The organism is Pseudomonas sp. Z2-11, from assembly GCF_054161305.1.
In genome coordinates this window covers 392328-411371 of sequence record NZ_CP096395.1, presented here as the reverse complement: position 1 = coordinate 411371, position 19044 = coordinate 392328, and the positions used below count along the sequence as shown (strand labels likewise).

Below are 19044 nucleotides of genomic sequence, written 5' to 3'. Positions count from 1 at the left end.
CTCCTCAATCGATTTCCACGCCGTGGCGCACGACGCGTTTTTCCAGATCGCCGCCGAGCCAGTACGACAGATCGGCCGGGCGATCGATGTGCCAGGCGACAAAGTCCGCCACCTTGCCGGCTTCCAGCGAGCCGTGGGTCTGGGCCATGCCCAGGGCCTGGGCGGCATGAATCGTTGCTCCCGCCAGTGCTTCTTCCGGGGTCAGGCGCAGGCAGGTGCAGGCCATGTTCAACATCAGGCGCAACGACAGCGCGGGCGAGGTGCCGGGGTTGAGGTCACTGGCGACGGCGATTTTCACGCCGTGCTTGCGCAGGGCATCCATGGGCGGCAACTGGGTTTCACGCAGGAAATAAAATGCCCCCGGCAGCAGCACCGCTACGGTGCCAGACTCGGCCATGGCCTTGGCGTCGTCCTCGGTCATGAATTCCAGGTGATCGGCCGACAGCGCCTGATACCGCGCCGCCAGGCTGGAACCATGCAACGACGATAGTTGCTCGGCGTGCAGCTTAACCGGCAGGCCCAATCGCTGTGCGGTCAAGAACACCCGTTCGACCTGCTCCGGGGAAAACGCCAGGTATTCGCAGAATGCATCCACCGCATCCACCAGCCCTTCGGCGGCCAACGCCGGGAGCATTTCAGTGCAGATGTGCTCGATGTAGTCATCGGCGCGGTCCTGGTATTCCGGTGGCAAGGCGTGGGCCGCCAGGCAGGTGCTACGCACGCTGACAGGCAGCTCGGCGCCGAGGCGGCGGATGACCCGCAGCATCTTGCGTTCGCTGGGCAGGTCGAGGCCGTAACCGGATTTGATTTCCACCGTGGTCACGCCGTCGCGCATCAGGCTTTTCAGGCGTTTGGCGGCGCTGGCGAACAGCTCGTCCTCGCTGGCGGCGCGGGTGGCGCGCACGGTGCTGGCGATGCCACCGCCGGCCGCGGCGATGTCGGCGTAGCTGACGCCTTGCAGGCGCTGTTCGAATTCACCGCTGCGGTTGCCGCCGAACACCGCGTGGGTGTGGCAATCGATCAGCCCCGGGGTGACCCAGGCGCCCTTCAGGTCGTTGATGGCCGGGTAGTCGCCCACCGGCAATTCGGCACGGGGGCCGATCCATTGGATGTGCTCGCCTTGGGTGACAATGGCGGCGTCTTCGATAATCGAGTAGACGCCCTGGGCCATGGTGGCGGCGTGGCAGTTTTGCCAGAGGGTTTTCATCCCGGTTTCCTCTTCGCATTCAAAATCGATTCGCGAGCAGGCTCGCTCCCACAGAAGTTGCGCAGAATCTGAGACAGCGCCATCCATGTGGAAGAAGCTGCGCAGAATCTGAGGGTGCGCCATCCATGTGGGAGCGAGCCTGCTCGCGAAGGGGCCATCAAAGGCTCGGCAACAACTGCGCCGTGACCAGCTCGTTCAGACACCGACTCGCCAACAGCTCACTGGCCGCGTTGATGTCCGGCGCAAAGAAGCGGTCCTTCTCGTAAAACGGTACTTCTGCACGCAGCAACGCCCGGGCCTGTTCCAGTTTGGCCGAGGTTTTCAAACCACCGCGCAAATCCAGCCCCTGGCATGCCGCCAGCCATTCCACCGCGAGAATCCCGCGGGTGTTCTCGGCCATTTCCCACAAGCGCTTGCCAGCGGCCGGGGCCATTGAGACGTGGTCTTCCTGGTTGGCCGAGGTCGGCAGGCTGTCCACCGAATGAGGATGGGACAGCGCCTTGTTTTCACTGGCCAGGGCCGCAGCGGTAACCTGGGCGATCATGAAACCGGAGTTGACCCCGCCATTGGCCACCAGGAACGGCGGCAGCTGCGACATGTGCTTGTCCATCATCAACGAAATGCGCCGCTCGCTCAGGGAGCCGATCTCGGCGATCGCCAGGGCCATGTTATCGGCGGCCATCGCCACCGGTTCGGCGTGGAAGTTACCGCCGGAGATCACGTCGCCCTCGGCGGCGAACACCAGCGGGTTATCCGACACAGCGTTGGCTTCGATCACCAGCACCTCGCCGGCCTGGCGGAACTGGGTCAGGCTGGCGCCCATCACTTGCGGCTGGCAACGCAGGGAGTACGGGTCCTGGACCTTGTCGCAGTTCTGGTGCGAATCCGACACTTCGCTGCGCTCGCCCAACAGGTCGCGATAGGCCGCGGCGGCATCGATCTGGCCTTTCTGGCCGCGAGCGGCATGGATGCGCGCATCGAATGGCGAGCGCGAGCCAAGCACCGCTTCCACCGTGAGGCTGCCCAGGGCCAGGGCAGCGGCAAACAGGTCTTCGCCTTCGAACAGGCCGCGCAAGGCAAACGCGGTGGACACCTGGGTGCCATTGAGCAACGCCAGACCTTCCTTGGCGGCCAGGGTCAGCGGCGCGAGGCCGGCGACTTTCAGGGCGTCGACAGCCGGCAGCCATTCGCCTTTGTAACGGGCCTTGCCCTCGCCCAGCAGCACCAGGGACATGTGGGCCAGAGGCGCCAGGTCACCGGATGCGCCTACCGAACCTTTCAGCGGAATGTGCGGGTAGACCTCGGCGTTGATCAGTGCGATCAGCGCATCGATCACCTGCCGACGAATGCCGGAGAAACCCCGGCTCAGGCTGTTGACCTTGAGCACCATGATCAACCGCACCAGCGCATCGCTGATCGGCTCGCCGACGCCGGCGGCATGGGACAGCACCAAAGAGCGCTGCAGGTTTTCCAGGTCTTCGCTGGCGATGCGGGTCGAGGCCAATAGGCCGAAACCGGTGTTGATGCCGTAGGCGGTGCGATTCTCGGCGAGGATCTGCTCCACGCAGGCAACGCTGGCTTCGATCTGCGCCGATGCGCTGGCGTCGAGGCTGAGCGTCACCGGTTGCTGATAGATGTCACGCAATTGAGCCAGGCTCAATTGGCCGGGAATCAGGTTCAAGGCAGTCATGTATTGCTCCTTTTGAGAGTTTTGTTTTTACCCGCCAGTCGCTCCGGAATGTTCCGTTATCCGTCACCTTCGCCTTTTGGGCGATGCCTTGTGGGCTATAGGTGCCTTGGCACGCTGGCGTTTTTTTTGATCAATTCAAATTCGGTAGAACGTGGTGCAGCACGTTCGGATCTCTGAGCAGCCCGGCGGCGCTGGCGATGTCCGGCGCCAGCCAGCGATCCTGGTCGTAGGCCGGGACGCGCTCGCGCAGCAGCTTCCAGGCGGTGTCGGTGCCAGCGCCAAAACGCTGCGCCTTGAGAAACTCGAAGGCCTGGGCCGCCAGCAGGTATTCGATGGCGAGGATCTGCGTACAGTTTTCCAGCGCCCGGTGCAGCTTCAGGGCCGCGTTGGTGCCCATGCTCAAATGGTCTTCCTGCAACCCGGAGGTGACGAAATTGTCGAGCACCGCCGGTTGCGCCAGTTGCTTGTTCTCCGCGCACAGCGACGCGGCGACGTATTGCACGATCATCATCCCCGAATTCACCCCGGGATTGGCCACCAGGAAGGCCGGCAGCCCACTGACGTGCGGGTTGATCAAACGGTCGAGGCGACGCTCGGCGATGGAGCCGATTTCCGCCATGGCGATCGCCAACAGGTCAGCCGCCAGCGCCACCGACTGGCCATGAGGGTTGGCCTGGGACACGACCCGGAAATTGCCCGGCGTCCCCAGCAGCAGAGGGTTATCGGTAGCGGCATTGAGTTCGGTTTCGATCTGCTGCCGGGCATGCTCCAACTGATCACGAGCAGCGCCATGCACTTGCGGAATCGAGCGGATGCTCAAGGCGTCCTGGGTACGGATGCCCAGGCTCGAAGCGATGACTTCGCTGCCATCGAGCAGCGCCCGCAAGTTACTCCCCACCTGCTGCATGCCGGGGTGCGGCTTGAGCGCAATGATCTCGGCATCGAACGCGGCGATCTGGCCGCGCTGGGCCTCGAAGCTCATGGCGCCGATCACGTCGGCCCACTGCACCAGGCGCGTCGCATCGGCCAGGGCCAGGCAACTGAGGCCGGTCATGCACGGCGTGCCGTTGACCAGGCACAAACCGTCCTTGGCCCCCAGCTGCACCGGTTGCAGACCTTCTGCGGCCAGCGCCTGCTGCGCCGGGACGACCTGCCCGCGATAGCTGACCTCGCCGACGCCCAGCAGCGCGATGCTGATGTGGGCCATGTGGGTCAGGTAACCCACCGAACCCTGGGACGGCACTTGCGGCGTGATGCCGCGATTGAGCAGCGCCAGCAACGCCTCGACCACCCGGCGATGGATGCCGGATTTGCCTTGGCTGTAGTTGAGAATGGCCGCGCAGAGGATCGCCCGGGTCTGCTCATCGGACAGCGCCGGGCCGACGCCACAGGCATGGCTGAGCAAGGTGTTGCGCGACAATTGGCTGAGCTGTTCGTCCTTGAGCGAGACATTGCACAAGGCGCCCAGCCCGGTGTTGACGCCATAGGCCCGTTCACCGCTTTCGACGATGCGCTGGACGATGGCCTGGGCATTGTCGATGCGCGCCCAGGCCTGGGCCGATAGCTCCAGCACAGCGCCGAAGCGGGCGACGGCGACCACGTCCTGCCAGCGCAGCGGGGCGTCGGCGATTACGATTTTTTCAGCCTGGGACATCTTCAACCTCATGGGAAATTCTTTTCAGCAACACACCTGGCTAAAGGCACTGCCTTTGTGGCGAGGGAGCTTGCTCCCGCTGGGCTGCGCAGCGGCCCCAAAATCTTGCGAGCGCTACGCACTCGAGCGGGAGCAAGCTCCCTCGCCACAACAGCCTGTCAGCCAAAAATAGCTGTTCGCCAGCCACCACAACCTCACACCACCGCAGCCCTGCGCTGCACAAACCGGTCAACATACTCATCCGCCGGCGAGTGCAGGATCTCCCTCGGCGTGCCGACCTGGATCAGCTTTCCGTCCTTGAGAATCGCGATGCGGTTGCCGATGCGTACGGCCTCGTCGAGGTCGTGGGTGATGAAAACGATGGTCTTGTGCAGCGTCTTTTGCAGTTCCAGCAACTGGTCCTGCATTTCCGCGCGGATCAGCGGATCGAGGGCGCTGAACGCCTCGTCCATCAGGATGATGTCAGTATCCGCCGCCAACGCCCGGGCCAGGCCGACGCGCTGGCGCATGCCGCCGGAGAGCTGGTGCGGGTATTTGTTCTCGTAGCCCTTCAGGCCCACGGTGCTGATCCAGTGCAACGCCCGTTCGGCGCAGACCTGCTTGCTTTCGCCGCGCACTTTCAAGCCGTAGGCGACGTTATCCAGCACGCTCTTGTGGGGCAGCAGGCCGAAGCTCTGGAACACCATGCTGATCTTGCGTCGACGAAACTCACGCAAGGCATCCATGTCCAGTTGCAGGATGTCTTCGCCGTCCACCAGGATCGCGCCGCTGGTAGGGTCGATCAACCGGTTGAAGTGGCGAACCAAAGTGGACTTGCCGGAACCGGACAGGCCCATGATCACAAAAATCTCACCGGTGCCGATGCTCAGCGACAGGTCGTTCACGCCGACCACGCAGCCGGTTTCGGCCAGCACCTGGTCCTTGGTCCTGTTTTGACGGATCAGCTCCAGGGCCTCCTTGGACCGGTTGCCGAAAATCTTGAAGACGTTCCTGACTTCGATCTTGCTGACGGCTGCGTTGCTCATTTGCTCACCTCATGCCGAGGACGACCGTAGGCCTGGGTAATGCGGTCGATGACCACGGCGAGAATCACGATGGCGAGCCCGGCTTCGAGGCCGCGCCCGACGTTGAGGGTCTGGATGCCGACCAGTACATCTTCACCCAGGCCACGGGCGCCGATCATCGAGGCGATGACCACCATCGACAGGGCCATCATGGTGGTCTGGTTGATCCCGGCCATGATGCTCGGCAGGGCCAGGGGCAGTTGCACGCCGAACAGCTGCTGCCAGCGGTTGGCGCCAAAGGCGTTGATGGCTTCCATGACTTCGCCGTCAACCTGGCGGATGCCCAGGTCGGTCAGGCGGATCAATGGCGGCGCGGCGTAGATCACCGTGGCGAAGATCGCCGGGACCTTGCCCAGGCCGAACAGCATCAACACCGGAATCAGGTACACGAAGCTTGGCATGGTCTGCATGATGTCCAGCAGGGGCATCAGCACCGAACGCAGGCGATTGCTGCGCGCCGAGAGAATGCCCAGCGGAATCCCGATCAGCACCGAAATCAGCGTCGCGACCAGCATCAGCGCGAGGGTCTGCATCAGTTTGTCCCACAGGCCCACCGCGCCCACCAGGAACAGCAGGCCGACGATTACCGCTGTCGCCACGACCTTGCGGGTGGCATGCCAGGCGACACCGCCGACGATCGCCAGCATCAGCCACCAGGGGGCCATGCGCAGCAGACCTTCAAGGTTGACGATAGCCCACAGCAACGTGTCGGAGATATGCCGGAACACATCGCCATAGTTGGTCACCAGGGAGTCGACCCAACCGTTGACCCAGTCGGCGATGGAGAAGGTAAAGCTTTCGGGAAACATAAGAGACTCTCGATCAGATGGATGCAGTGAACGTCCCGGCCAGCCCCACGGTTGGCCGGGAAATATTCGACCTACAGAGCCGCGTCGATTTTCCTGGCAGCGTCTTCGCTGACCCAGGCATGCCAGACTTCAGGATGTTCCTTCAGGAAGATCTTCGCCAGTTTCGGCGACTCGATCCGCTCTTTGGCCATGCGCCCGAGGTTCTGGTTCAGGATGTCGATCGGCAGGTTGACCTTTTCCAGCACTGCCACCAGTTCCGGGGCCTCGTCGTGGAAGGTCTTGGACAGGCCGACCTTGATGCTCACGCTTTTATCCACGCCCGGTTTTTCTTCGAGCTTCACCAGGTCGACCTGGCCCATCAGCGGTGTTGGCGACCAGTAGTAGAACAGGATCGGCTCGCCACGCTTGTAGCTCGACAGCACTGCCGCATCCAGCGCCGGGCCGGTGCCTGGGCGGAAGTTGGTGTAGGTTTTTTCCAGGCCGTAGCTTTTCAGCATTTCGCTGTTGTCCAGCTCGCAGGTCCAACCGGCCGGGCAGTTGTAGAAGCGGCCCTTGGACGGTTCCTCCTGATCCTTGAACACGGCGGCGTACTGGCCCAGGTCGGCGATATTCTTCAGGCCCGGGGCCTTGGCTTCGAGCTTGCGCTTGGCATCACCTTCGATCACGTAGCGCGGCACGTACCAGCCTTCGATCGCGCCGACCACCGGGGCACCGACGCCCACCACCTTGCCGGCCTTCTCGGCCTTGTTCCACACCTCACTGCGGCCGACCCACTCTTCGGCGAACACCTGGATGTCGTTGCTGCTCAGGGCGTTCTCCATGGTGATGGAGTTGCCTGGCAGACTGTCGGTCTTGCAGCCGTAGCCTTTTTCCAGCACCACTTGCATCACGTCGGTCAGCAGCATGCCGCTTTCCCAGTTCAGGCCGGCGAACTTCACCGGTTTGCCCGACTCGCACCAGCCGGCCGCTTGCGTGGCGCCGGCGCTGGCCAGCAGGCCCATGGCAAGCAATGTGGTCAGCAGGGTCTTGTTCGATTTCATTGTGTGACGCTCCTAATCAGTTGGATTGGCTTACGGCAGTCAAGAGGCATCCAGCCCTGTCAACGTCCCATCAGACCGCTTGGATGCGGCCCGCCCTGCTCGGTTGTGCGTCAACCGCGTCCTGCTCGACCGGCAGGATCAATTGATCGGGTACTGCGCTGTGCCACTTTCTGGCGATGAGGTAATACAACGCCGCCGGGACCACCAGACCGATGATCCACGAGATATCCACACCACCCATGGCTTTCACCAACGGGCCGGTATAGAACTTGGTGGCGATGAACGGCAACTGAACCAATACACCGAAGACGTAGACGCTGATGCCGAGGGCGTTCCAACGACCGTAGCGACCGTTCGGGTCGTTCAGTGCCGGCACGTCATAGCGCTCGCGCGTGATGCAGTAGTAGTCCACCAGGTTGATCGCGCTCCACGGCGTGAAGAATGCGAGCAAGAACAGGATGAAAGACTTGAACGCGCCGAGGAACGAATGCTGGCCGAGCAGCGCGATCAGGGTCGCGGCGCCGACGATGACCAGCACGAAGACCAGACGCTGCAAGCGCGTTACGCTCAGGTGCCCACGGAAACCGCTGATGATCGTCGCGATGCACATGAAGCTTCCGTAGGAGTTCAGCGTGGAGATGGTGACCTTGCCAAAGGCGATGCTGAAGTACAGCAGCGCAGCGGTGGCGCCGGTACCCCCCAGGCCTACGATGTAGGCGACTTCGTGACCGGCGAACTGCCCATTGGCCGAAGCGGCGGCAAACACGCCGAGGATCATCGCCACTTGCGCGCCGATGACGGAACCTGCGCCGGCGGCGAAAAAGGTTCTCACCGAGGACGTTTTGCTCGGCAGGTAACGCGAATAGTCAGCCACATAGGGGCCGAACGCGATCTGCCAGGATGCCGCGAGCGATACCGCCAGGAGGAAACTGCTCCAGCTGAAATGACGGATCTGCAGGAGCGCGCCAACGTCCGTCTGGCTGATCAGGCGAGCGAACAGGTAGACAAAGGCAATCACACCAATGACGCTGGCGACCCGGCCAATGAAGTGGATCACCCGGTAACCGAGCACCGTGACCAGCACGATGACGCTGGCGAAAATGAGAATGCCGAGACTGTCGCTGACACCAAACAACTGGCCCAGCGCCTGGCCGGAAAGCACGGTTCCCGTCGCGGTGAAACCCAGGTACATCAGGCACACCAGCACGATCGGGATAGCCGCGCCATACACACCGAACTGCACCCGGCTGGAGATCATCTGCGGCAGGCCCAGCTTGGGCCCTTGCGCGGCATGCAAGGCCATGACGCCACCGCCGAGCACCTGGCCGATCAGCAGACCGATCAACGACCAGAACACATCACCGCCAAGCACCACCGCCAACGCGCCGGTGACAATTGCCGTGATCTGCAGGTTGGCCCCCATCCAGAGGGTGAACTGGCTCAACAACCGACCGTGTCGCTCCGCTTCCGGGATGTAGTCGATCGAACGTTTCTCGATCAACGGCTTGCTGCTATCGCGTGTGCTGGTGACAGCCATGGTTCAACCTCTGTGGATTGTTCGGGTTCGGGCGATGCTTTTATGTGTGGGAGCGAGCCTGCTCGCGAAAGCGGTGTGTCATTCAACACATGCCTCGGATGACAAGCCGCCTTCGCGAGCAGGCTCGCTCCCACAAGGGATCCGGGATTATTTGCCGGTAATCATCGGCAGGTTCAGCCCCTGCTCCTTCGCACAATCAATGGCAATCTGGTAACCCGCATCGGCATGACGCATGACGCCAGTGCCCGGGTCGTTATGCAGTACGCGGGCGATACGCTCGGCCGCTTCGTCGGTGCCGTCGCAGACGATCACCATGCCCGAGTGCTGGGAGAAACCCATGCCGACGCCACCACCGTGGTGCAGCGACACCCAGGTCGCGCCACTGGCGGTATTGAGCAAGGCATTGAGCAGCGGCCAGTCGGAAACGGCGTCGGAGCCGTCCTGCATGGATTCGGTTTCACGGTTCGGGCTGGCGACGGAGCCGGAGTCCAGGTGGTCGCGGCCGATCACGATCGGCGCCGACAACTCACCGCTGCGCACCATCTCGTTGAAGGCCAGGCCCAACTTGGCGCGCTGGCCCAGGCCAACCCAGCAGATACGTGCAGGCAAACCCTGGAAGCTGATGCGCTCGCGGGCCATGTCCAGCCAGTTGTGCAGGTGAGCGTCGTCGGCGATCAGTTCCTTGACCTTGGCGTCGGTCTTGTAGATGTCCTGCGGGTCACCCGACAGCGCGGCCCAGCGGAACGGGCCGATGCCGCGGCAGAACAGCGGGCGGATATACGCCGGAACGAAGCCCGGGAAGTCGAAGGCATTCTCGACGCCCTCTTCCTGGGCCATCTGGCGGATGTTATTGCCGTAGTCGAAGGTCGGTACGCCCATTTTCTGGAAGGCCAGCATGGCTTCGACGTGAACGGCCATCGATTGCTTGGCGGCCTTCACCACGGCAGCAGGTTCGGTCTTGGCGCGGGCGCGGTATTCGTCCCAGGTCCAGCCGGCCGGCAGGTAACCGTTGAGCGGATCGTGGGCGCTGGTCTGGTCGGTGACCATGTCCGGGCGCACACCACGACGGACCATTTCCGGCAGGATTTCAGCCGCGTTCCCACACAACGCGATGGAAATCGCCTTGCCTTCGGCAGTGTATTTCTCGATGCGCGCCAAGGCGTCGTCGAGGTCTCTGGCTTGTTCGTCGACGTAGCGGGTTTTCAAACGGAAATCGATGCTGACCTGCTGGCATTCGATGTTCAGCGAGCACGCACCGGCCAAGGTCGCGGCCAAGGGTTGCGCGCCGCCCATGCCACCCAGGCCGGCGGTCAGGACCCAACGGCCCTTGAGGTTGGAATCGTAATGCTGGCGACCAGCCTCGACGAAGGTTTCATAAGTGCCTTGGACGATGCCCTGGCTGCCGATGTAGATCCAGCTGCCGGCGGTCATCTGGCCGTACATGGCCAGGCCCTTCGCGTCGAGTTCGTTGAAATGCTCCCAACTGGCCCAGTGCGGCACCAGGTTGGAGTTGGCGATCAGTACGCGAGGAGCGTTGCTGTGGGTCTTGAATACGCCCACCGGCTTGCCGGATTGCACCAGCAGGGTTTCGTCGTCATTCAGGTTGGTCAGGCTTTCGACAATCTTGTCGTAGCATTCCCAGTTGCGCGCCGCGCGACCGATGCCACCGTAGACCACCAACTCCTTCGGGTTCTCCGCCACTTCCGGGTCGAGGTTGTTCATCAACATCCGCAGCGGCGCTTCAGTCAGCCAGCTCTTGGCGGTCAGCGTGTTACCGCGAGGCGCGCGGATTTCAACGTCACGGTATTTTTCAGGTTTGCGGGTAGCGTCGGTCACAGCAAAAACTCCTCAGCGATCAATCCAGACCAGCCCGGGCGGTGGGCAGTGATTCAGCGAACGTTGCGTTGAATGCAGGCGACTCATACGCATACGTCTTTACTTGTATGTACAAGCATATGCAATCAAGCGGCCAACTTGTCCGAGGCGATGTTCATAAACAGCTGGGGAGTTGGCTGAAAGCCCTGTGGTTGAAGGGCTGCCGAGTTGCATGAAATTTTTGTAAAGGATTTTTCAGGGGTCAGTCGGAGGGGCATAAAAGCGTGGTATTGCGCCACGCTGGGGCGTTCGGTAACAAGTTGGTGCGTGCAGAAGGAACAATGAAAGGCTTTTTGTGGCGAGGGAGCTTGCTCCCGCTGGGCCGGTCCGACGCTTCGGTGTAGCGGCCCCTATTTTGCGACTGCTGCGCAGTCGAGCGGGAGCAAGCTCCCTCGCCACAAAAGCGCTATCGCCAGGCGACTTAGTGGGCCGTCAGCTCGATCACGCAGCATTGGCCGTGGGTGGTGATCTCCAGCAGCCCGGTGTTGCCGCTCAGTTGCAGGCAGTCATAAAGCCCCAGCGTCTGGACCGCCTCGTCAATATTGACCCTCAGCGTCGGCGCCGCGCTGAACACCAACACCGTCCCCGCCTCGCTGAGAAAATGCTGCTGCCCACCCATCCACTGCAACCGCGCGCGGTAACGCTGCGGCGCATAGATCAGGTTGAAATCGCGGATCGGCCCGCCCAGCAAGGTGCAGTGCACATGGCTTTCGCCGCTGAACGCAAACGGGTCCAGCGGATGCAATGCCCGCGTGGCCTGGCCATCGACATTCAGCGTCATGCCGTCACCCTGCAAGACACTGATGACCCGTTCATAACCGGCGAAGGTGGAAAAACCGCCCGACTCAGCGATATCGGCGATCGACAGGCGCCAACCGAAACCTTCCAGGCCGGTGCCTGCATCGCGGGTGATTTCTTCGGTGCTGCCACCGCCGTTTTTCCACGGCATGCGTGGGTAGTTGGCGGCGCGTAAAACCTTCAGCTGGCTCATTTGTGAAAGCGTCCTTCCAGGCTATGGCGGGAGCCCGGATGGATCAGGCGCGCGGCGGTCACCGGCTGGCGCCCGGACCAGGTGCGACGGCGAATCAGCAGGCACGGCTCGCCCCGCTCGATCTGCAACAGCTTGCATTCGCTCGGCTCGGCCAGGATCGCCTCGACCACATGCTCCCCCTCGGTCAGCGGCGCGACCTGGTTCAGGTAAGCGTAAGGCGTTTGCTGGGTGAAGTCCTGCTTGAGGTAGTCGGGCGCCACGAGCGCATTGACGAAACGGTCCTCGATCTGCACGGGAATGTCGTTCTCGAAATGCACGATCAGCGAGTGAAAGACCTTCTGGCCTTCGCGCATATCCAGGGCCAGGGCACGTTCGGAGCCGGCGGCCTCCTCTTCCAGGGTAATGACCTTGCAGGTATGGCGATGACCCCGGGAGGCGATTTCATCGGCGATGTTGTGCACTTCGAACAGCGCGGACTGGCTCTTGGGCTCGGCGACGAACGTGCCGACACCCTGCATGCGCACCAACAGGCCATCGGCGGTCATTTCCCGCAGGGCACGGTTGATGGTCATGCGGCTGAAGCCCAACTGACTGACCAGTTCGCTTTCCGACGGCACGCGATAGTGCGGCGGCCAGTTTCCACTGTCGATCTGCTGGGTGATCATCTGTTTGACGCGGGCGTACAAGGGCGCCGGACTGTCACCCATGGTTGCGGCCAGCGGCGGTTTGGCAGGCGGAGTCGGCACGGCGGTTCCCTGTTCTGCAAATTAGGTGGCTAGCTTGCCGGAGTTTACCGGCCAGGCAAACGTCTGTATATGTATATACAAATTTCACAGATGAGGGTCAATCATGTCCGCCTTCTTTGCCGAACGCGCGCTGCTGCCTAGTGGATGGGCCAATGATGTACGTCTTGAGGTCGACGCCAACGGCATCCTGACCCACATCCAGGCCGACGCCCACGCAGACGGCGCCGAACGACTGGACGGCCCGCTCTTGCCAGGCATGCCGAACCTGCATTCCCATGCTTTCCAGCGGGCCATGGCCGGACTGGCTGAGGTGGCCGGCAACCCCAACGACAGCTTCTGGACATGGCGTGACCTGATGTACCGCCTTGTCGGGAAAATCAGCCCCGGGCAACTCGGCATTATCGCCCGCCAGCTGTACATCGAAATGCTCAAGGCCGGCTACACCTCGGTCGCCGAATTCCACTACGTGCACCATGACGTCGACGGCGCGCCCTACGTTGACCCCGCTGAACTGGCGCTGCGCATCAGCCACGCCGCCAGCGCCGCCGGCATCGGCCTGACGTTGCTGCCGGTGCTCTACAGCCATTCCGGCTTCGGCGGCCAGGCGCCCAACGAGGGGCAGCGCCGGTTCATCAACAGCACCGAAAACTACCTGAAGCTTCAGGAGCGCTTGCAACCCGTCCTGGCCGGGCAAGCCAATCAGGCGCTGGGCTTGTGTTTCCACTCCTTGCGCGCCGTGACGCCCGGACAGATCAAGGACGTACTGGCCGCCAGCGATCCGCATTGCCCGGTGCACATCCACATCGCCGAACAGCAAAAGGAAGTCGACGATTGCCTGAGCTGGAGTGGCGCGCGGCCGCTGCAATGGCTGTACGAAAATACCGAAGTCGACCAGCGCTGGTGCCTGGTTCACGCAACGCACGCCAACCCCCAGGAAGTCAGCCTCATGGCCAGGAGCCGGGCGATTGCCGGGTTGTGCCTGACCACTGAAGCCAATCTGGGCGACGGGATTTTCCCGGCCGTGGACTTCCTCGCCCAAGGTGGGCGGATGGGCATCGGTTCCGACAGCCATGTGTCGTTGAGTGTGGTGGAAGAGTTGCGTTGGCTGGAATACGGCCAGCGATTGCGAGACCAGCGGCGCAACCGGTTATATCGAACGGACCAACCGATGGTCGGGCGCACGCTGTATGACGCCGCGCTGGACGGTGGCGCCCAGGCCCTGGGACAACCCATCGGTGCTTTCACAGTAGGTAAGCGCGCCGATTGGCTGGTGCTTGATGGCAACGATCCGTACCTGGCCACGGCCAACGGCGACGGTATTCTCAATCGTTGGCTGTTCGCCGGTGGCGATCGCCAGGTGCGGGATGTGATGGTGGGTGGCAAGTGGGTGGTGCGCGATGGGCGCCATGCCGGCGAAGAGGAAAGCGCACGGGCGTTCACCCAGGTGTTGCGCGAGCTGCTGGGCTGATCCTCATAACAACAATGTGGGAGCGAGCCTGCTCGCGAAGGCGGACCATCAATCAACTTATGTGTTGAATATGAAGCCCTCTTCGCGAGCAGGCTCGCTCCCACAGATGTTACGGAGTCAGTCCGAAGTCTTCGCCATCTGCCGGTCCGATGCGCGCCAGACCAACCGCGTCGTGTCATAGCCCTGCTGGCGGGCCTTGCTCAGCAGTTCTTCACGTACATCCACCTTCACCGTCGGCGTCCGGGACAGCAACCACATGTAGCGCCGGCTCGGGTCGCCGACGATGGCGGTCTTGTAGTCGTCGCTGACGTACAACACCCAATATTCCCCTTTTGCCACGCCCGGCAGGATCCGCGAGAACCAGGTATCGAATTCGACCCAGAGCTTGTCGGTTTTACCCGGCACTTGCGGGTAAGCCGTGCCCCTGGCCTCTTCCCATTTCCAGTCGGAAGTCAGGCAGCGGTTGAATACGTCCATGTTGCCGTCAGGCTTGAGGGTGTAATGCGCTTCGGATTGCGCGCAGTTGCGCTGGAAGTACATCGGCAGGCGGGCCAGTTCGTACCAGGTCCCTTGGTACCGCTTGAGATTGACGCTGTTGACTGTCTTGGGCGCCAACGGGTCTACGCCAGAAGAGGCACAGCCGGCCAATACCAGGCCAGCCAGAAGCACAAAAACTAACCGCATCATTATTTTTTTCTCCCGTGGGCGCTTGGCCCCGGTTTACTTCAGGTTACTTCAGGCCTTGGCCGGAAAACATCAACACTTTGTCACCGGCATACTGCACGCTGATAAAGCTTTTCTGGTCGCCCCAGGTGCAGCTGGACATGCCGAGCGCGCCCGAACAATCAGTCGGTTTCCCCAGTAACGTTTCGACTTCGGCCTTGGGCATGCCAGCCGACAGCTTCGAATAGTTTTCCTGGTTGACCTTGCTGCATGCGGTCAAGACGACGCACACAAACAGCAGGGCGATGGATCGCAGCGACATGAGTAACTCCTGGAGCGGAAGGGAGGTGGCAGGGTGCCAACCTGATCCTTAGAAGAGAAAACCCCTGTCTGGTTCCCTCGTGCCCCTGGTATTTATTGGCTGTGCAGCGGTGTTTCATCGGAAATCAACCGGTTTGTGACGCGGTCGTGCCTTTCGTCGGGAGCGCCCCCTCGACGCCTGATGGGACGGGCTTTTGCGCCGATAAAAAGTAACAGCGCAAAATCTTGCACTATGGCAAATTGGCAGCCCTTCCTGACCCGTCCCTACGCGGTAGCGTTCTTAATGACCAGAAACATGAAATTCAGCCACAAAATCCTGCTGGCTGCCGCCCTTGTGGTGGCCGTCGCATTCGCCTGTTTCATCCTGTTCAACGACTATCGTCAACGACAAAGTCTCAACACCAGCACCGAGACGTCCATGCAGGAACTCGGCAACCTGACCAGTCGCAATATCCAGACATGGGTCGAAGGCCGAATCCAATTGCTGCAATCGCTGGCCCAACAAATCGCCATCGACGGAAACAGTGCCGAAAGCCTGAAACGCGCCGTGGGCCTGCCGGCCTACACCGGTAATTTCCAGCTCAGCTATTTCGGCGGTACCGACGGTGTGATGTTCTCGATACCGGCCGGTAATCGTGCCGCCGACTACGACCCGCGTGCCCGTGGCTGGTACAAGGCCGCCAATAGCGCCCAGCAGACCATCGTCACCGAGCCCTACATCGCGGCCTCGTCGGGCAAGCTGGTGATCACCGTTGCCACGCCGGTACAGCGTCAGAACCAGATGATCGGCGTGGCTGGCGCGGACATCGACCTGTCGAGCGTCAGCGCCATCATCAACTCGCTGAACTTCGGCGGCCATGGCCATGCGTTCATCGTCAGCGCCGACGGCAAGATCCTGATCCACCCTGACAGCAAGCGTGTCCTCAAGACGCTTGCCGAGGCCTACCCCAACGGCGCACCGCAAATCGGCCCGGGCCTGAAGGAAGTCGAACTCGACGGCAAGACTCAATTCATCTCCTTTACCCAGGTCAACGGCGTGCCCGGAGCCAACTGGTACGTGGCGCTGGTACTCGATAAAGACACCGCCCTGGCGATGCTCAGCGAATTTCGCACCTCGGCGCTGATCGCCATGATCATCGCCGTGGTGTTCATCATCGCCCTTCTGGGCATGCTGATCCGGGTGCTGATGCAACCGCTGCTGACCATGGGCCGCGCCATGCACGATATCGCCGAAGGCGAAGGCGACCTGACTCGGCGCCTGACCATTCATGGCCAGGACGAATTCGGTGCGCTGGGTACCTCGTTCAACCGCTTCGTCGAGCGTATCCATACTTCGATCCGCGAAGTGGCTTCGGCGACCGGCCAGGTCAACGAAGTCGCCCTGCGGGTGGTAAGCGCGTCCAACTCGTCGATGTACAACTCCGACCAGCAGGCCTCGCGGACCAGCAGCGTGGCCGCGGCCATCAACCAGCTCGGCGCCGCCGCCCAGGAGATCGCCCAGAACGCCGCCCTCGCCTCGCAGCATTCCAGTGAAGCCCGTAACCTGGCCGAAGACGGCCAGCAAGTAGTGGATAAGACCATTACGGCGATGCAGCAGCTGTCGGCCAAGATCAGCGATTCGTGCGGCAACATCGAAACCCTGAACAGCAACACGGTGAACATCGGCCAGATCCTGGAAGTGATCACCAGCATTTCCCAGCAGACCAACCTGCTCGCCCTGAACGCCGCCATCGAAGCCGCCCGTGCCGGTGAAGCCGGTCGCGGTTTCGCGGTGGTTGCCGATGAAGTGCGCAACCTGGCCCACCGTACCCAGGATTCGGCGCAGCAAGTGCAGAAGATGATCGAAGAGTTGCAGGTCGGCGCGCGGGAAGCGGTGCTGACCATGACCGACAGCCAGCGTCAGAGCGAAAGCAGCGTTGGCATCGCCAACCAGGCGGGCGAACGCCTGGGCAGCGTGACCCAGCGCATCGGCGAAATCGACGGCATGAACCAGTCCGTGGCGACCGCCACCGAAGAACAGACCGCCGTGGTGGAATCGATCAACGTCGACATCAACGAGATCAACACGCTAAACCAGGAAGGCGTGGAAAACCTGCAAGCCACGTTGCGGGCCTGTTCCGACCTGGAGCAGCAGGCGGCGCGGTTGAAGCAATTGGTGGGTAGTTTCCGGATCTGATTTCTTGCGGGCCCCTTCGCGAGCAGGCTCGCTCCCACAGTTGACTGAGTTCTATCAGAGAAACGCGATCGACTGTGGGAGCGAGCCTGCTCGCGATGGCAATAGCGGCCACAACACAATTTAGAATCTGGATCCAGGCCTCTTCAGGAATTCCAGCTCCTCAGCCGTGGACTCACGCCCAAGCACCGCATTGCGATGAGGGAAGCGTCCAAACCGGGCAATGATCTTCTGATGCCGTTCGGCATAATCCAGGTTGTCTTCAAACACCGCCCGCTGCGCCTCCGGTTGCTCCCGGACCAGGTCGATGAACCGCGACACGGCTTCGTTCTGTACCGCGAGGTTTTCGCAGTGTTCGAGTACCAGATAAATGAATACGCGCTGGATGGGCTTGAGTTGCCGGTCGAAACCCGCCGCCAGCCCCTGTGCTACCAGCGCTTGGGCACGCAGGTCGCCGGAAAAGCTTCTGGGGGTGTCGCGAAATATCATCCGCGGCAGTTGATCGAGTAACAGCACCAGGGCCAGCCAACCTTCCGGGCGTTGCACCCATTCGGTCAATCCGCCGGCCAGTGCCTGCTCGACCTGAGCGCCGAAGCGCTCTTGCGCCTGGCGATCATGGCCTTTGCCGAACCACAGCTTGCCCTTGTCAGCCGCGATGTCATCGGGTGATTCGGCTGAACCGAACCACCAATCGAGCAACGGCTGCCAGGGCTCGGCCATGATTTATTCCTTGTGGTAGGCCGTGGCGCGCGCCACTTCTTCCTTCGAGCCGAGGAACACCGCTACGCGCTGGTGCAGGCCTTCGGGCTGGATGTCGAGAATGCGTTGGTGGCCATCGGTGGAAGCGCCACCGGCCTGCTCCACCAGGAACGACATCGGGTTGGCTTCGTACATCAGGCGCAGCTTGCCTGGCTTGGAGGGCTCGCGGCTGTCGCGTGGGTACATGAACAGGCCACCACGGGTCAGGATGCGGTGCACATCGGCAACCATCGCGGCGACCCAGCGCATGTTGTAGTTCTTCTTCAGCGGGCCTTCTTCGCCGGCCAGCAGCTCGCTGACGTAGCGTTGTACCGGGGCTTCCCAGTGACGCTGGTTGGACATGTTGATGGCGAACTCCTGAGTGGTCTCAGGAATGGTGATGTCTTCGTGGGTCAGGACAAAACTGCCCATCTCGCGATCCAGGGTGAAGCCTTTCACGCCGTCGCCCAAGGTCAGTACCAGCATGGTCTGAGGCCCGTAGATGGCATAGCCGGCGGCGACCTGTTCGGTGCCTGGCTGCAGGAAGGCCTTTTCGTTCAACGCTTCGTTCTGGCTCAGGTACTCGTTCGGGCAACGCAGTACCGAGAAGATGGTGCCGACCGGCGCGTTGATGTCGATGTTCGACGAGCCGTCCAACGGGTCGAACACCAGCAGGTAGGCGCCCTTGGGATACTTGCCCGGGATCTGGTAGGCATTGTCCATTTCCTCGGACGCCATGCCGGCCAGGTGACCGCCCCACTCGTTGGCTTCGAGCAGGATTTCGTTGGACAGTACGTCGAGCTTCTTCTGCACTTCGCCCTGCACGTTCTCGGTGCCCATGCTGCCAAGGACACCACCCAGCGCGCCCTTGGAAACGGCGTGGCTGATTTCCTTGCACGCACGCGCCACCACTTCGATCAAAAAGCGCAGATCGGCAGGGGTATTGTTGCTGCGGGTCTGCTCAATCAAATAGCGACTCAAGGTAACGCGGGACATGGACGGCTCCGAAGAATAGGGGGCGGAAAACCCGCGCAGTTTAGCGCGAGTCGGGAGTTAATTCCTCCTATG

16 protein-coding genes are annotated in these 19044 nt (G+C 61.9%); 2 read left to right on the top strand and 14 right to left on the bottom strand.

The genetic code is table 11. From position 1 onward, the window contains the following. Window positions 1-4: 4 nt before the first annotated feature. The 10 genes from hutI to hutC form a co-directional block, all read right to left on the bottom strand. Complete coding sequence (gene hutI, locus M1E16_RS01775; RefSeq protein ID WP_458129044.1) at window positions 5-1207, bottom strand: imidazolonepropionase; 1203 nt, start codon at window positions 1205-1207, stop codon at window positions 5-7. A 157-nt stretch (window positions 1208-1364) separates the two neighbouring features. Continuing rightward, entirely contained in the window at window positions 1365-2897 is a 1533-nt protein-coding gene (gene hutH / locus M1E16_RS01770; protein WP_458129043.1) for a histidine ammonia-lyase, read from the bottom strand. 130 nt (window positions 2898-3027) lie between these two features. Next, window positions 3028-4551, bottom strand: coding sequence for a histidine ammonia-lyase (gene hutH, locus M1E16_RS01765; RefSeq protein ID WP_458130273.1), 1524 nt, complete (start codon window positions 4549-4551; stop codon window positions 3028-3030). Window positions 4552-4745: 194 nt separating this feature from the next. Further along, window positions 4746-5576, bottom strand: coding sequence for a quaternary amine ABC transporter ATP-binding protein (locus tag M1E16_RS01760; RefSeq protein ID WP_305497396.1), 831 nt, complete (start codon window positions 5574-5576; stop codon window positions 4746-4748). Beyond that, window positions 5573-6424 (bottom strand): ABC transporter permease, encoded by an 852-nt coding sequence (locus M1E16_RS01755; protein ID WP_109752006.1) that lies wholly within the window; start codon window positions 6422-6424, stop codon window positions 5573-5575. Before M1E16_RS01755 ends, M1E16_RS01760 begins: the two co-directional genes overlap by 4 nt. Window positions 6425-6495: 71 nt before the next feature. Then, window positions 6496-7464, bottom strand: coding sequence for an ABC transporter substrate-binding protein (locus M1E16_RS01750; protein WP_458129042.1), 969 nt, complete (start codon window positions 7462-7464; stop codon window positions 6496-6498). A 70-nt stretch (window positions 7465-7534) separates the two neighbouring features. Then, the gene (locus M1E16_RS01745; protein WP_458129041.1) at window positions 7535-9001 is read right to left on the bottom strand and encodes a purine-cytosine permease family protein; all 1467 of its coding nucleotides are present in this window, start codon (window positions 8999-9001) and stop codon (window positions 7535-7537) included. Window positions 9002-9148: 147 nt separating this feature from the next. Further along, window positions 9149-10837: a urocanate hydratase gene (gene hutU / locus M1E16_RS01740; protein ID WP_434696134.1), complete on the bottom strand. Its 1689-nt coding sequence runs from the start codon at window positions 10835-10837 to the stop codon at window positions 9149-9151. A gap of 460 nt (window positions 10838-11297) precedes the next feature. Beyond that, window positions 11298-11867 (bottom strand): HutD/Ves family protein, encoded by a 570-nt coding sequence (locus tag M1E16_RS01735; RefSeq protein ID WP_458129040.1) that lies wholly within the window; start codon window positions 11865-11867, stop codon window positions 11298-11300. Then, window positions 11864-12574, bottom strand: coding sequence for a histidine utilization repressor (gene hutC / locus M1E16_RS01730; protein WP_305501386.1), 711 nt, complete (start codon window positions 12572-12574; stop codon window positions 11864-11866). Before hutC ends, M1E16_RS01735 begins: the two co-directional genes overlap by 4 nt. 142 nt (window positions 12575-12716) lie before the next feature. On the opposite strand from hutC, the gene M1E16_RS01725 reads away from it, so the two are divergent. Next, window positions 12717-14081, top strand: coding sequence for a formimidoylglutamate deiminase (locus tag M1E16_RS01725; RefSeq protein ID WP_458129039.1), 1365 nt, complete (start codon window positions 12717-12719; stop codon window positions 14079-14081). Between the two features lie 117 nt (window positions 14082-14198). On the opposite strand, the gene M1E16_RS01720 is transcribed toward M1E16_RS01725, so the two are convergent. After that, complete coding sequence (locus M1E16_RS01720; RefSeq protein WP_434570215.1) at window positions 14199-14768, bottom strand: lipocalin family protein; 570 nt, start codon at window positions 14766-14768, stop codon at window positions 14199-14201. Between the two features lie 43 nt (window positions 14769-14811). Beyond that, window positions 14812-15066, bottom strand: coding sequence for a hypothetical protein (locus tag M1E16_RS01715; protein WP_092328762.1), 255 nt, complete (start codon window positions 15064-15066; stop codon window positions 14812-14814). 282 nt (window positions 15067-15348) lie between these two features. Here M1E16_RS01715 and M1E16_RS01710 point away from each other — a divergent pair, with 282 nt between their 5' ends. Beyond that, window positions 15349-17241 carry a methyl-accepting chemotaxis protein gene (locus M1E16_RS01710; protein WP_434626495.1) on the top strand — a complete coding sequence of 631 codons (1893 nt, stop codon included), beginning with the start codon at window positions 15349-15351 and terminating at the stop codon, window positions 17239-17241. A gap of 120 nt (window positions 17242-17361) precedes the next feature. Here M1E16_RS01710 and M1E16_RS01705 read toward each other — a convergent pair whose 3' ends face one another. Then, entirely contained in the window at window positions 17362-17958 is a 597-nt protein-coding gene (locus M1E16_RS01705; protein WP_458129038.1) for a DUF924 family protein, read from the bottom strand. 3 nt (window positions 17959-17961) lie between these two features. After that, window positions 17962-18972 (bottom strand): class 1 fructose-bisphosphatase, encoded by a 1011-nt coding sequence (locus M1E16_RS01700; RefSeq protein ID WP_107323045.1) that lies wholly within the window; start codon window positions 18970-18972, stop codon window positions 17962-17964. Between the last annotated feature and the right edge of the window lie 72 nt (window positions 18973-19044).

Coding starts and splice junctions, on each gene's coding strand:
- hutI (WP_458129044.1), bottom strand. CDS start 1,207: ATGAAAACCCTCTGGCAAAACTGCCACGCCGCCACCATGGCCCAGGGC.
- hutH (WP_458129043.1), bottom strand. CDS start 2,897: ATGACTGCCTTGAACCTGATTCCCGGCCAATTGAGCCTGGCTCAATTG.
- hutH (WP_458130273.1), bottom strand. CDS start 4,551: ATGTCCCAGGCTGAAAAAATCGTAATCGCCGACGCCCCGCTGCGCTGG.
- M1E16_RS01760 (WP_305497396.1), bottom strand. CDS start 5,576: ATGAGCAACGCAGCCGTCAGCAAGATCGAAGTCAGGAACGTCTTCAAG.
- M1E16_RS01755 (WP_109752006.1), bottom strand. CDS start 6,424: ATGTTTCCCGAAAGCTTTACCTTCTCCATCGCCGACTGGGTCAACGGT.
- M1E16_RS01750 (WP_458129042.1), bottom strand. CDS start 7,464: ATGAAATCGAACAAGACCCTGCTGACCACATTGCTTGCCATGGGCCTG.
- M1E16_RS01745 (WP_458129041.1), bottom strand. CDS start 9,001: ATGGCTGTCACCAGCACACGCGATAGCAGCAAGCCGTTGATCGAGAAA.
- M1E16_RS01735 (WP_458129040.1), bottom strand. CDS start 11,867: ATGAGCCAGCTGAAGGTTTTACGCGCCGCCAACTACCCACGCATGCCG.
- hutC (WP_305501386.1), bottom strand. CDS start 12,574: ATGGGTGACAGTCCGGCGCCCTTGTACGCCCGCGTCAAACAGATGATC.
- M1E16_RS01725 (WP_458129039.1), top strand. CDS start 12,717: ATGTCCGCCTTCTTTGCCGAACGCGCGCTGCTGCCTAGTGGATGGGCC.
- M1E16_RS01720 (WP_434570215.1), bottom strand. CDS start 14,768: ATGATGCGGTTAGTTTTTGTGCTTCTGGCTGGCCTGGTATTGGCCGGC.
- M1E16_RS01715 (WP_092328762.1), bottom strand. CDS start 15,066: ATGTCGCTGCGATCCATCGCCCTGCTGTTTGTGTGCGTCGTCTTGACC.
- M1E16_RS01710 (WP_434626495.1), top strand. CDS start 15,349: ATGACCAGAAACATGAAATTCAGCCACAAAATCCTGCTGGCTGCCGCC.
- M1E16_RS01705 (WP_458129038.1), bottom strand. CDS start 17,958: ATGGCCGAGCCCTGGCAGCCGTTGCTCGATTGGTGGTTCGGTTCAGCC.
- M1E16_RS01700 (WP_107323045.1), bottom strand. CDS start 18,972: ATGTCCCGCGTTACCTTGAGTCGCTATTTGATTGAGCAGACCCGCAGC.